At 70.1% G+C, this 11,933-nt stretch carries 12 protein-coding genes; 2 read left to right on the top strand and 10 right to left on the bottom strand.

What is annotated here, in order from left to right:
- Positions 1 to 61 precede the first annotated feature (61 nt).
- Genes hisIE through hisG form a run of 8 tightly spaced genes read right to left on the bottom strand, consistent with a single transcriptional unit; the run spans position 62 to position 6,468 of the window.
- Entirely contained in the window at positions 62 to 685 is a 624-nt protein-coding gene (gene hisIE / locus KY661_RS08235) for a bifunctional phosphoribosyl-AMP cyclohydrolase/phosphoribosyl-ATP diphosphatase HisIE (RefSeq protein ID WP_225409801.1), read from the bottom strand.
- A complete protein-coding gene (hisF, locus tag KY661_RS08240) occupies positions 685 to 1,446 on the bottom strand; it encodes an imidazole glycerol phosphate synthase subunit HisF (RefSeq protein WP_225409802.1) in 762 nt (253 codons plus the stop codon). The genes hisIE and hisF overlap by 1 nt, the downstream gene beginning before the upstream one ends.
- Complete coding sequence (locus tag KY661_RS08245) at positions 1,446 to 1,982, bottom strand: imidazoleglycerol-phosphate dehydratase (protein ID WP_225409682.1); 537 nt, start codon at positions 1,980 to 1,982, stop codon at positions 1,446 to 1,448. Before KY661_RS08245 ends, hisF begins: the two co-directional genes overlap by 1 nt.
- On the bottom strand, positions 1,979 to 2,692 hold the full coding sequence (locus KY661_RS08250; protein WP_225409683.1) for a 1-(5-phosphoribosyl)-5-[(5-phosphoribosylamino)methylideneamino]imidazole-4-carboxamide isomerase: 714 nt from the start codon (positions 2,690 to 2,692) through the stop codon (positions 1,979 to 1,981). The genes KY661_RS08245 and KY661_RS08250 overlap by 4 nt, the downstream gene beginning before the upstream one ends.
- Positions 2,689 to 3,282, bottom strand: a complete 594-nt coding sequence (hisH, locus tag KY661_RS08255; RefSeq protein WP_225409684.1) for an imidazole glycerol phosphate synthase subunit HisH — start codon at positions 3,280 to 3,282, stop codon at positions 2,689 to 2,691. Before hisH ends, KY661_RS08250 begins: the two co-directional genes overlap by 4 nt.
- Positions 3,279 to 4,313, bottom strand: coding sequence for a pyridoxal phosphate-dependent aminotransferase (locus KY661_RS08260; RefSeq protein WP_225409685.1), 1,035 nt, complete (start codon positions 4,311 to 4,313; stop codon positions 3,279 to 3,281). The genes hisH and KY661_RS08260 overlap by 4 nt, the downstream gene beginning before the upstream one ends.
- Complete coding sequence (hisD, locus tag KY661_RS08265; RefSeq protein WP_225409686.1) at positions 4,313 to 5,614, bottom strand: histidinol dehydrogenase; 1,302 nt, start codon at positions 5,612 to 5,614, stop codon at positions 4,313 to 4,315. Before hisD ends, KY661_RS08260 begins: the two co-directional genes overlap by 1 nt.
- Positions 5,611 to 6,468 carry an ATP phosphoribosyltransferase gene (gene hisG, locus KY661_RS08270; protein WP_225409687.1) on the bottom strand — a complete coding sequence of 286 codons (858 nt, stop codon included), beginning with the start codon at positions 6,466 to 6,468 and terminating at the stop codon, positions 5,611 to 5,613. Before hisG ends, hisD begins: the two co-directional genes overlap by 4 nt.
- 396 nt (positions 6,469 to 6,864) lie before the next feature.
- Between hisG and KY661_RS08275 the strand changes: the two genes are divergently transcribed.
- The gene (locus tag KY661_RS08275; RefSeq protein ID WP_075006280.1) at positions 6,865 to 8,064 is read left to right on the top strand and encodes an HD-GYP domain-containing protein; all 1,200 of its coding nucleotides are present in this window, start codon (positions 6,865 to 6,867) and stop codon (positions 8,062 to 8,064) included.
- An 88-nt stretch (positions 8,065 to 8,152) separates the two neighbouring features.
- Positions 8,153 to 9,160 carry a GTP 3',8-cyclase MoaA gene (gene moaA, locus KY661_RS08280; protein WP_225409688.1) on the top strand — a complete coding sequence of 336 codons (1,008 nt, stop codon included), beginning with the start codon at positions 8,153 to 8,155 and terminating at the stop codon, positions 9,158 to 9,160.
- Positions 9,161 to 9,167: 7 nt separating this feature from the next.
- Here moaA and KY661_RS08285 read toward each other — a convergent pair whose 3' ends face one another.
- Positions 9,168 to 9,551 carry a DUF4870 domain-containing protein gene (locus KY661_RS08285; protein ID WP_075006348.1) on the bottom strand — a complete coding sequence of 128 codons (384 nt, stop codon included), beginning with the start codon at positions 9,549 to 9,551 and terminating at the stop codon, positions 9,168 to 9,170.
- 145 nt (positions 9,552 to 9,696) lie between these two features.
- On the bottom strand, positions 9,697 to 11,865 hold the full coding sequence (locus KY661_RS08290) for a spermidine synthase (RefSeq protein WP_225409689.1): 2,169 nt from the start codon (positions 11,863 to 11,865) through the stop codon (positions 9,697 to 9,699).
- Positions 11,866 to 11,933 lie beyond the last annotated feature (68 nt).

An 11,933-nucleotide genomic window follows, 5' to 3' on the forward strand; every position in this document is an offset into this window, starting at 1 on the left:
AGATGCCGCTAGCAGACAGGCTCTTGACCCTGGAGTCAACCTGTCAGGTCACACCTTCCCCCTACCCCGGCCGAGGAGAGGCCTTCCCGGCCCGCTGGGCCAGGACTTGCTTCACGTCCTCCAGGTGGATGCCCAGGGGGCGCACCGCCACCAGCAGGTGGTAGAGCACGTCGGCGGCCTCCTCCACGGCCCGGCCCCGGTCCCCGTCCGCGCAGGCCGTCACCAGCTCCGCCCCCTCCTCGCCAATCTTCTTCAGCCGGAGGTTGCGGTCGTCCAGCAGCCTTCGCGTGTAGCTGGGCTTCTCCCCGGCAGGGGGGGGCTGGGCGGCGCGCTCGGTGAGGGTGGCATCCAGGGCCACCAGCGCATCCCACTTGCCCGGGCCAAAGCAGGTCTCCTCGCCCGTATGGCACGCGGGGCCCGCCTTCTCCACCCGCGCCAGCACCGCATCCCCATCGCAGTCGGCCGACAGGGAGACGACCCGCTGCACATTGCCGCTCGTGGCGCCCTTGTGCCACAGGCCCCGGGTGCGCGAGCGGTAGTGCATCTCGCCCGTGGCCAGCGTCCGCTCCAGCGCCTCACGGTCCGCGTGCGCCACCATCAGCACATCGCCGCTTCGCGCATCCTGCGTCACCACGGTGACGAGCCCATTGCCCTTGGTGAAATCCAGCTTGGAGAGATCCAACATCACGCCTGGCTCCTGACCCGGAGGCCGTTGTCCTGAAGCAGTGTCTTGATGGCGCCCACGGTGGTGAGGCCATCGTGGAGGATGCCCGCCACCAGCGCCGCGTCCGCCTTGCCGTCCGTGAGCGCCTCGCGCACGTGCTGGGCATTCCCCGCGCCCCCCGAGGCGATGACGGGCACGGCCACCGCCTCGGCCACGGCCCGCGTCAGCTCCAGGTCGTACCCCGTGCGGGCCCCATCCCGGTCGATGCTCGTGAGCAGCACCTCGCCCGCGCCCCGGCGCACGCACTCGCGGGCCCACTCCACCGCGTCCAGGCCCGTGGGCGTCCGGCCCCCCCGGGTGTAGACGCGCCACCGGCCGTCCTCGCGCCGCGCATCGATGCTGGCCACCACGCACTGGGCGCCGAAGCGCTCCGCACATGCCGTGAGCAGTTCCGGATTGGCCACCGCCGCCGAGTTGATGCTCACCTTGTCCGCCCCGGCCCGAAGCGCCCGGCCCACGTCATCCGCCGTGCGCACGCCGCCCCCCACCGTCAGGGGGATGAAGAGCCGCTCGGAGGTGCGCTGGACGACGTCCCACAGCGTCTCGCGCTCCTCGGCGCTGGCGGAGATGTCGAGGAACGTCACCTCGTCGGCCCCTTCCGCCTCGTAGCGCATGGCCAGCGTCACGGGGTCGCCCACGTCCCGCAGGCCCTCGAACTGGACGCCCTTCACCACCCGGCCGCCCTTCATGTCCAGACAGACGATCAGCCGCCGCGCCAGCATCACTTCACCTCCAGGGCGATGGAGCCCTTGGTGCTGAAGACGGTGCCCGAGTCCACCATGGCATCCCGGAGCGCCAGGCCCAGCGCCTTGAAGGCCGCCTCGGTAAGGTGGTGGCTGTCCTTGCCCCGGAGGATGCGCAGGTGGAGCGTCACCTTGGCGTGCTCGCAGAACGAGCGCATCCAGTGCTCGTACAGCCGGTTGCGCAGCGGCCCGCGGTAATAGAACCGCCCGCAGGTGTCGATGACCGCCTGCACCAGCGCGTCGTCCATGGGCAGCGTGCGCTCGCCATAGCGCGCGGCGGTGGGCGGGATGACCTGGTACACCGCCGTGCCCAGGGTGATGGCCACGTCCTCCATGATGTGGTGGCGCAGGTCCCCCCGCGCGTGGAGCGTCATGTCCAGCCCCGCGTAGCGGGCGAAGGTCCCCAGCATGTGGTCGAAGAACTTCAGGCCCGTGTCCACCTGGGCCACGCCCTTGCCCCGCGTCAGCTCGATGCGGATCTGCGTCTCCTTCGTCTCCCGCGTCACGATCGTCATGCGAACTCCCGTGCGACCGAGGCCGCGTCGAGCTTCCCCGTGTAGAGGGCCATGCCAATGACGGCCCCATAGGCCCCCGCGGCCGCCAGGGCCCGGAGGTCTTCCAGCGTCGTCACGCCTCCCGAGGCGTACACCCGGTGGCGGCTGCCCTGGACCACCTCCTGCATCAGCGGCAGATCCACCCCGTCCATCTGCCCCTCCTTGTGGACGGCCGTCACCAGCAGGCCGCCCAGGGGCAGCGGGTCCAGCGCCGCGAGCACGTCCTTCACGTCCCGCGCACTGCCCGCCGTCCAGCCGCGCGTCACCACCTCGCGGCCCTTCACGTCCGCGGCCACCACCAACCGGCCCGGGAAGCACCCCGCCACCTCCGCCAGCCACGCGGTGTCCTCGATGGCGCGCGTGCCCACCACGGCGAACGCGGCACCGGCCGCGAGCACCGCCTCCACCCTCGCGGCCTCCCGCACGCCGCCGCCCACCGTGAAGGTGAGCCCCGGCTCGTGGGAGAGCAGCCGGGAGATGACCTCCAGGTTAGAGCCCTTGCCCAGCGCGGCGTCCAGGTCCACCACATGGAACGTCCGGAAGCCGAGGCCGCGCCACTTCTTCAGCGCATCGAGCGGGTCGTTCACCCGCACGCGCTCGGCGTCGTACGAGCCGCCCACGAGCTGCACGCAGGCGCCCTCTCTCAAATCAATGGCGGGAATGGCGATCATGACGTCACGTCCTTCAGAAAAGCCTGCAGAAACCCCACCCCGGCCGACGAGCTCTTCTCGGGATGGAACTGCACCCCGAGCACCTTTCCCCGCCGCACCGAGGCCGGGAAGCGGTCCTCCTCGTGCGTCGTCCAGCCGGACACCACGCCGGGCTCCCCGGCCCGGCAGGCGAAGCTGTGCGCGTAATAGACCGAGTCCAGCTTCGCTCCCTTCACCGCGGCATCCTCCTCCACGGTGTTCCAGCCGATGTGGGGCACCTGCTGGGCGCGCAGCCGCGTCACCCGGCCCCGGAAGAGGCCGAGCCCCTGGCCCTCGCCCTCATCACTGCCCTCGAAGAGCAGCTGCATGCCCAGGCAGATGCCCAGACACGGCAGGCCCTGCTCCAGCGCCTGGCGCATGGCCTCCCGGCCGGGTGCGAGCCGCGCCGCCGCGGAACCGAAGGCCCCCACGCCCGGAAGGACGAGCACCTCCGTGTCCAGTGCCTTCAGGGGATCCGTCTCCACGCGCACCTCCGCGCCAGGGGCCGTGGCCAGGGCCTTGGCGAGGGAGTGGATGTTCCCCGCGCCGTAGTCGAACAGGGTGACTCTCATCGCCATGCCTCCCGCAGCGCGTCGAGCGCCGCTTCCATCAAGGGCCAGGGGCCGCAGCCGATCCGGAACGCATCCCCAATGCCAGTGAGCCCCTGGAACGCCCGGATGTTCACGCTCCGCTCCCGCATGCGGGCGGCCACCTGGGGCGCTCCCGGGAACGGGACGAAGACGAAGTTGGCCTCGGTGGGCAGGGGCTTCAGGCCCATCCCCTCCAGCGCCGCCACCAGCCGCTGCCGGAGGGCATGCACCTCCTCCGCCCGCGCCTTCACCCAGGGCAGATCCTCGGTGAGGGCGGCGATGGCCATGCGCTCGGCGATGCCGTTGTGCTTGTAGGGGCCCCGGGCCTTCTCCACCTCGGCCACCAGCTCGGGGCGGCCGATGGCATAGCCCACGCGCATGCCCGCCAGGCCAAAGGCCTTGGACAGTGTCCGCGTGACGAGGACATTGGGCCGCGAGCGGACCAGGTCCACGTGGCTGCCGTTGGAGAACTCCGTGTACGCCTCGTCCAGGAGGACGATGCCGGGCGCCGCGTCCACCAGCCGCTCCAGGGCTGCGCGGGAGGCCACCGTGCTGGTGGGGTTGTTGGGCGAGCAGACGTAGAGCAGCCGCGCGCCGGTGGCGAGCATCGCGTCCACATCAATGTCCCAATCCGGCCGCAGCGGGACCGGGGAGAACTCGAGGCCATTCACCCGGGCGAAGTAGGACATCATCGAGAAGGACGGATCCGGCACGGCGATGCGCTCTCCGGGCTCCAGGAAAGCGCGCAGGGCACAGTCGATGAGGTCATCCGAGCCGCAGCCCGTGGTGAGCCACGAGGGCTCGAAGCCCGTGTAGCCCGAGAGGGCCTGCTTGAGGTCCGGCGCATAGCTGACGGGATAGCGGGTGATGAGCGAGGGCGCGGCTTCCCGCAGCACCCGCTCGGCGGCAGGGGGCACACCGAAGAGGTTGGTGTTGTCGCTCAGATCCACCCGGCACGGCACGGTGGGCGGCGAGTAGAGCGAGATGTCTCGATAGGACGGACGGGTGCGCATCACGCGTTCCTCCAGGCCCGGGCGGCCTCCGCGTGGGCGAAGAGCCCCTCGCTGTCGGCGAGCGTCCCCACGTCCTCCGCGAGCCGCGCCGCCGCCTCGCGATCCACCCGTTGCCAGGCGGTCCACCGGTAGAAATCGAGCACGGACAGGCCCGAGTAGGCACGGCCCAGCCCCGCGGTGGGCAGCACATGGTTGGCCCCCGTCATGTAGTCCCCGAAGGCTACCGAGGCGCGCTCGCCGAGAAAGACGGTGCCGCAGTGCCGCACCCGGCCCAGGTGCTCCTGGGGGGCCGCGGTGGCGAGGAGCAGGTGCTCGGGCGCGAAGTCCGACACGAACGGCCACGCCTCCTCCAGGGAGCCCACGCTCAGCACGGCCCCCCGCTCCTTCAAGGCGGTGGAGACAATCTCCTGCCGCCGCGCCCGGGCCGCTGCCCGCTCGACGGCCTGGGCCACCGCCTCGGCCTGGGCCTCCCCCACCGCCAGCGTCACGCAGCAGGCGTCCGGATCGTGCTCGGCCTGGGCCAGCATCTCGCGGGCAATCGCCTCGGGGTCCGCCGCTCCATCCGCGACGACGAGGATTTCGCTGGGCCCCGCGGGCGCGTCGATGGCCACCGCGTCCACCACCTGGAGCTTGGCGGCGGCGACATACGCATTGCCGGGCCCCACGATGCGGTCCACCCGGGGCACGCTCTGGGTCCCGTAGGCCATGGCGGCCACCGCCCCCGCGCCGCCCAGGGCGAACACCCGGTCCGCGCCCGCCAGCAGCGCCGCCGCCAGCACCCCGGCCGAGGGCAGCCCCTCCGGCCCGGGGGGCGAGCAGACGATGACCTCCCCCACCCCGGCCACCTTCGCCGGCACCACCCCCATCAACACGCTGCTGGGATACACAGCCCGGCCTCCCGGCGCGTAGACGCCCACCCGGCCGAGCGGATCCGGCCTCCGGCCCACGACGATGCCCGGCTCCGTCTCCACCTCGATGGCCTGGGGCTTCTGGGCCGCATGGGCCGTGGCGATGTTGCGGGCGGCCCGCTCCAGGGCACTCCGGACCTTCGGCTCCAGCGAGGCCAGCGCCTCTTCCCACCGTGCCCGGGGGACTTCCAGCGAGGAGAGCTGGACCCGGTCGAACTGGAGCGCCAACTCCCGCAGCGCGGCGTCCCCGTCCTGGCGCACCCGGGCAATCAGCTCCCGGGTCCTCGCGGCGACCTGCGAATCCGACGTCCCCGTGCGATCGAGCAGACGGCACCGGGCCTCGGGGGACAGGGCGGCGAGCGCGCCCCGGTACTTCAGCGTTCCCCCGCTCATGGCATCAGCCTCTCGATGCGGGTGACAAGGATGCCCTCACACCCCAGGGCCTTCAGCCCATTGATGGTGCGGTAGATGGTCTTCGCGGGCACCACGGAGTGCACGGCCACGAAGTCCCCGCCGTTCATGATGTCCACGACGGTGGGCCCATTGAGCCCCGGGAGGATCTCCCGCACCTGGGAAAGCACCTTTCGCGGCACGTTGGCCATCAGGTAGCGCTTGCCCCGGGCAGCCAGCACCGAGCCCAGGGCCTGCCTCAGCTCCCCCAGCCGGATCGAGGCCTCTTCGTTATTGCGCTTGCACGCCACCAGCCGGGCGCTGGACTCCAGCACGGTGCCCACCTCGCGCAGGCCGTTCATCTTCAGCGTGGAGCCCGTGGAGGTCAGGTCCACGACGATGTCCGCGATGCCCAGGTGGGGGGCGATCTCCGCCGCGCCGGAGACGGGCACCACCGTCACCTGCTGCCCCCGGCGCTGGAAGAACTCCTGCGTCAGCCGGGGGAAGCACGAGGCCACGCGCATCCCATCCTTCACCCCCTCCACCGACGTGAGGCCACTCTCCTCCCGGGCGGCCACCACCAGGCGGCATTTGCCAAACTCCAGGTCCATCAACAGGTCCAGGTCGCGCCCGGACTCATTGACTAGGTCCCACCCCGTGACGCCCGCGTGGGCGGCCCCATCCGCGACGAACTCGGGGATGTCCTGGGCCCGGACGAAGATGGCCTCGAACTCGCCGCCCAGCGAGGCGGTAAGGGCCCGCTCTCCGCGGACACGCACCTCGAGCCCAGCATCATTGAACAGCTCACGGACCTCTTCGGAGAGACGGCCTTTGTTGGGAAGAGCGATCTTCAGCATGGGAGCTTCCGGGGGGATGACGAGGGAGACGCTGAAACGAAAAAAGCCCGTCCAGGGAGGACGGGCTTTCGGTCACTGCGGCAGGGCCGGAGGAGTGGGTCTTCTCAGACAATCACCCCAGCATGCGCGCGGCGAACGGTCCCGTCGGGGCCGAGCCGATGATGCGCATGGGGATGATGGCTGAAGGAAAGACGCACGCTCCTATGAGTAATGGAGCGTCCCCGCCCCGTCAACCCTTGCCTCGTCCGGGCAGCCGAGCGCTCTCGTCCGGGGGCTTTCTTCCCTTGGGAAAGTTCCCCCCATCCCAGAAAGGAGGGCAGCCGAGAAGGCAGGGAAGGTGGTAATTTCCCTTACCTGTTGGCGATCGAAACCCGGAAACCTTTAGAATCCCCTCCCGTGGAAGCCATTCCTCCTGCCCCGCCCCGAATCTTGATCGTCGATGACGATGACTCCGTCCGCGACGTCATCTCTGTCCTTCTCGCGGAGGAGGGCTACAACTGCGTGGTCGCCAACGGCGCCGAGATGGCGCTGGATGTCGCGGGCGAGGCAGAGACCCCGCTCGTCATCAGCGACATGAAGATGCCGGGCAAGGACGGGCTCTGGCTGCTCGACAACCTGCGCGAGCGGCTCCCGGACACCTCGGTCATCATGCTGACCGGCTACGGGGACACGGAGTCCGCGGTGGACTGTCTGCGCCGGGGCGCGGTGGACTACCTGCTCAAGCCACCCAAGCTGACGGACCTCATCCGGGCCATCGAGCGCGCGCTGGCCAAGCGCCGCATCGAGCTGGCGCGCAAGCGCTACCAGAAGAAGCTCGAGCGCAAGGTGCGGGACAGGACCGCCGAGCTGCGCACGGCCTTCAAGGACATCGCCAACACCTATCAGAACACCCTGCTGGCGCTGGTGGCCGCGCTCGATGCGCGCGAGCACGAGACGTCGGACCACTCGCAGCGGGTGGTCTCCTATACCTCCGCCATCGCCAACATCATGGGCATCCAGGGCAAGGAGCTGGAGGAGATCGGCCGCGGCGCGCTCCTGCACGACATCGGGAAGATCGGCGTGCCGGACGCGGTGCTGCTCAAGCCGGGCAAGCTCACCCCGGACGAGTGGATGGAGATGCGCAAGCACCCGGACATCGGCTTCCAGATGATCCAGAACATCCCCTTCCTCTCCACCCCCGCGCAGATCGTCCTGTCGCACCAGGAGCGGTGGGACGGAGCGGGCTACCCGCGCAACCTCCAGAAGCACGAGATTCACGTCGGTGCGCGCATCTTCGCGGTGGCTGACACGCTGGACGCGATGACGAGCGACCGGCCCTACCGCAAGGGCACCACGTTCGCCAACGCCATCCAGGAGATCAAACGCTGCGCCAACACGCAGTTCGATCCCGAGGTGGTCCGCGCGTTCCTCGACATTGGCGAGGAGGGGCTGGTCCGCATCAAGATGGAGATGGCCGAGCGCAAGCTGAAGCCCCTGGAGGCCGAGGTCCGGGCCCAGGAGGCCGAGGCCGAGCTGGAGCGGCTCACCGATGACGACGATCTGGAGCTGACACCGGTTCCATCCGCACCGTCGCTGTCCGGTAACAAGGTCGCTTGAGTCCTACTCCAGAACATTCGGGCTCAAACCGGCTGTTCTGGGCAACGAAGGCATGGGTTAAGACGGCGGCCCGGTTATGACTCCTGCCATGCTCCCCACCGTCAGCCCGCGCGACCCGCTCGCGCCCCCGCTTCTGGATGCCCAGGGCCGGAGGATGACGTACCTGCGCCTGAGCGTGACGGACCGGTGCAACTTCCGCTGCACGTACTGCTCGCCCGCCTCGTGGGGCGGCAAGAAGGACCTGCTCACCCCCCAGGAGTTCGAGCGCATCGTCTCCGTCTTCGCGCGCATGGGCATCCAGCGCGTGCGGTTGACCGGCGGCGAGCCCCTCATCCGGCCAGACATCCTGGAGATCTCCCGGGCCCTGTCCGCCCTGCCCGGCGTGGAGCGGGTGGCCATCACCACCAATGCCAGCCACCTGGAGCGCCTGGCCGTCCCGCTGCGCGAGGCCGGTGTCAGCCAGCTCAACATCAGCCTGGACACCCTTCAGGCGGAGACCTTCCGGCGCATCTCCAAGCAGGGGGATTTCGCCGCCACGCTGCGCGGCATCGACGCGGCCGCCGCGGCGGGCTTCGCCTCGCTCAAGCTCAACGTCGTCGTCATGCGGGGCGTGAACGAGCACGAGGCCGCGGCGCTGGTGGCCTATGCCCACGCGCGGGGCATCATCCCCCGCTTCATCGAGCTGATGCCGTTTGGCCAGGGCGAGCCCGTGCCCAGCGCCGAGCTGGTGGCCCAGCTCCAGGCCTCGGGCCTCCCGCTGGAGGAGGAGCCGGTGGAGGCGCGCACCCAGGTGAGCACTTCGGGACCGGCCCGCTACTGGCGCGCGCCCGGGGGCCAGGTGGGGTTCATCTCCCCGCTGACCCAGAACTTCTGCGGCGGGTGCAACCGCGTCCGGGTGGCCTCCAATGGCGACCTGCGCAGCTGCCTGGGAGGGCGCGCCCAGGCGCCCCTGCACCAGCTCATCCGGGGGGGCGCCTCGGACCCGGAGCTGGCGCTGGCCATCCGGCAGGCCCTGGGCGAGAAGCCCGAGGGCCACCGTTTCACCGAGACCGGCAACGCCGCCACGCTGCTGCCCATGATGGGCATTGGCGGCTGAGGCCGGACTATTTCACCAGCCGGACCGTGGCCGGGTAGCGGTACATCTCCCCGTTGTTCGCCTTGATGCCGGCGAGGATGGTGAGGATCAGGGCCGCGAGGCCGATGACGGGCAGCAGCAGGAAGCCCACCACGCACAGCATGAGGGCCGCGGAGATCCAGATGGCCGCCGTGACGGTGATCTGGAAGTTCAGGGCCTCCTTCGCGTGGCTCTCCACCCACTTCGACTCCTTCCCCTTGGTGAGCATCACGATGAGTGGGCCCAGAAAGGGGAAACCAAAAATGCCCGCGACCAGCGCACTGAGGTGCGCGAGCATGCCCCACGTCTTCTCGTCCTGGGTCGGTACCGGCGAACCGGTCAGAAACTGCGACCCCGTGTACTGCGGCTCCATGAGCAAACCCCTCTAGAACAGAAGGGGCCTCCTGTGCCTGGCCCCCCTTCACACCCCATCTTTGCCAGTGACAGCATCAAATGTCACGTACAGGGCATTTTCCGAGGGGAAGCCCTCCCCGCGTCAGCGATTCTCCTCGAACGCCTCAGGGCGCGCGGGGCGGGAGGACTTCCCGGGCCTGAGACACCCAGCCTCCCCGCCGAAGCAGGGGCAGCACGCTGCCCCGCTCGTCCGTCCAGGTGAGCGACGGCGGCCCTTCCAGCTCCAGCCGGCGCACGCCCGCCACCGCCTCACGGAAGGTGCTGCCCCAGGAGAACTCCGCATCCGGGCTGAGAATCACCCACACGCTGCGCGCCGACGCATCCTTGGGCTCGTAGACCACGAGCGTCGCGTGCATCCGGAACGCCTGGGCATGGGCGAGCGTGATGGGCACCAGATCCAGGTGGGCGTTGCTGATGTGCAGGGCCAACACCCCATGGGGCGCCAGGTGCTGGCGGTAGACCGCCACGGCCTCCTCCGTGAGCAGGTGCACCGGGATGGAGTCCGAGCTGAACACGTCCACCGCGAGCACATCGAAGCCCTGGGGCTCCTGGCGCTCCAGCTCCTGCTCCAGCGCGATGCGCGCATCCCCCTCCACGATGTCGATGCGGGCGGTGGCATCGCTCAGGTAGCTGAAGTAGCCCCCCTCCCCTTGCGCCAGGGAGATGATCTTCGGGTTGATCTCATAGAAGCGCACCCGGTCCCCCTCCTGGGCCAGGGCGGCGCTGGAGCCAATGCCCAACCCCAGCACGCCGATGCGCAGGCCCTCGGGAAGCCCCAGCACCTCGCGCAGGCGCCGGTGCTCGGCGATGGCCAGCCCCAGCCCGCTCTCCCGCGTGAAATAGGACATGGGCTGCTTGCGCCGCTCCGGCTCGGTGTACTGGACGCCGTGGACGATGGCGCCGTGCTTGAGCGTGAAGCGGTGCTTGGTGGCGTCGTCCCGCCCCTGCTCCAGCACCTGCACCACGCCGAAGAAGTTCCGCGCCGTCAGCCGGATCTCCCGCCGGAAGTCCACCACCGACACGCCCAGCCCCACCACCACGAAGGCGAGCATGAAGATGCGCAGCATCCGCCGCCACCGCCCCGTCAGCTCCTCGCCCGTGGGGCTCACCACCACGGCCACCAGCGCCACCAGGCAGCACGCCGTCAACGCCAGCGGATACTCGGCGAAGGTGAGGAACAGGTGGGGCGCCACGAGGCTGACGAACGCGCCGCCCAGCACTCCGCCAATGGACACGCAGAGGAAGAAGGCGCTCAGGTAACGGGGGGCGGGCCGCAAGCGGTACAGCTCCCCGTGACACACCATGCAGCCGGCGAGCAGCGCGCCGCAGTACGCCAGGAGCTGGAGCACCAGCGGGGTGTGCGGCCCCTCCAGCACCACCCGCGTCACGCCCCCAACGGCCACCACGAGGAGCAGGGAGAAGAAGGCGCGCGAGTAGAGCGCCTCCCGCTCGAAGGCGAGGATGAAGGTGAGCAGGTAGATCGCCAGGGGCAGCACCCACAGGAAGGGGCCCGCCGCCACGTCCTGCGAGAGCTGGTTCGTCGTGGCCAGCAGCAGCACGGACGCGCAAGCGCTCAGCCCGAGCCACAGCGCCGTGCGCCCGGCCCCCGGGCGCTCCCCCTCCCCGGTGTCCTCGGCCGCCGCTTCCGAAGGGGCGGCGTCCCCTGTCAGGCCCTTCATGCCCCAGGCACAGGCCGCGCACCCGGCGGCGAAGACGAGAAACCCCGCGCCCCACGCCCAGCCCTGGAGGGATCTCGGCACCAGGGGCTCGACCAGGAAGGGGTAGCTCAACAACCCCAGCAGCGAGCCCGCGTTGGACAGGGCATACAGCCGGTACGGCGAGGTTCCGGGCCGGGCGCGGGCAAACCAGCTCTGGAGCAGCGGCGCCGAGGTGGACAGCACGAAGAACGGCAGGCCGATGGTCACCGCCAGCATCGCCAGCAGGCGGCCCGTCAGCCCCTCCACGCCGCTGGAGCGCCACGCCAGGTCTGGGGCCACGGGCGAGCCTGTCAGCAGGGCGCGCCCCGCCAGTACGCCCACCGCCAGAGCAAGCAAGCCCAGGTGGATCCATGCCTGACGCCGGGGCGGAAACCGCGTCACCAGCCCGTGCGCGTAGGCGTAGCCCGCCAGGAGCGCGGCCTGAAAGAACAACATGCAGGCGGTCCACACCGCCGGGGTCCCGCCAAACCAGGGCAGTGCGAACTTCCCTACCAAGGGTTGAACCCCAAAGAGCAGAAAGGCGCTGGTAAAGAGCGTGAACGCGTACCGACCCATGGAAACCACCCCGAGGCCCGCATCGTCGCTGCGGAACCGCAAAACTGGAAAGCCTTTTAATTCCCAGG

Origin of the sequence: Allostigmatella hybrida, from assembly GCF_020103775.1 — a bacterium.
GTDB classification, from domain to species: domain Bacteria; phylum Myxococcota; class Myxococcia; order Myxococcales; family Myxococcaceae; genus Hyalangium; species Hyalangium aurantiaca.

Coding starts and splice junctions, on each gene's coding strand:
- hisIE (WP_225409801.1), bottom strand. CDS start 685: ATGTTGGATCTCTCCAAGCTGGATTTCACCAAGGGCAATGGGCTCGTC.
- hisF (WP_225409802.1), bottom strand. CDS start 1,446: ATGCTGGCGCGGCGGCTGATCGTCTGTCTGGACATGAAGGGCGGCCGG.
- KY661_RS08245 (WP_225409682.1), bottom strand. CDS start 1,982: ATGACGATCGTGACGCGGGAGACGAAGGAGACGCAGATCCGCATCGAG.
- KY661_RS08250 (WP_225409683.1), bottom strand. CDS start 2,692: ATGATCGCCATTCCCGCCATTGATTTGAGAGAGGGCGCCTGCGTGCAG.
- hisH (WP_225409684.1), bottom strand. CDS start 3,282: ATGAGAGTCACCCTGTTCGACTACGGCGCGGGGAACATCCACTCCCTC.
- KY661_RS08260 (WP_225409685.1), bottom strand. CDS start 4,313: ATGCGCACCCGTCCGTCCTATCGAGACATCTCGCTCTACTCGCCGCCC.
- hisD (WP_225409686.1), bottom strand. CDS start 5,614: ATGAGCGGGGGAACGCTGAAGTACCGGGGCGCGCTCGCCGCCCTGTCC.
- hisG (WP_225409687.1), bottom strand. CDS start 6,468: ATGCTGAAGATCGCTCTTCCCAACAAAGGCCGTCTCTCCGAAGAGGTC.
- moaA (WP_225409688.1), top strand. CDS start 8,153: ATGCTCCCCACCGTCAGCCCGCGCGACCCGCTCGCGCCCCCGCTTCTG.
- KY661_RS08285 (WP_075006348.1), bottom strand. CDS start 9,551: ATGGAGCCGCAGTACACGGGGTCGCAGTTTCTGACCGGTTCGCCGGTA.
- KY661_RS08290 (WP_225409689.1), bottom strand. CDS start 11,865: ATGGGTCGGTACGCGTTCACGCTCTTTACCAGCGCCTTTCTGCTCTTT.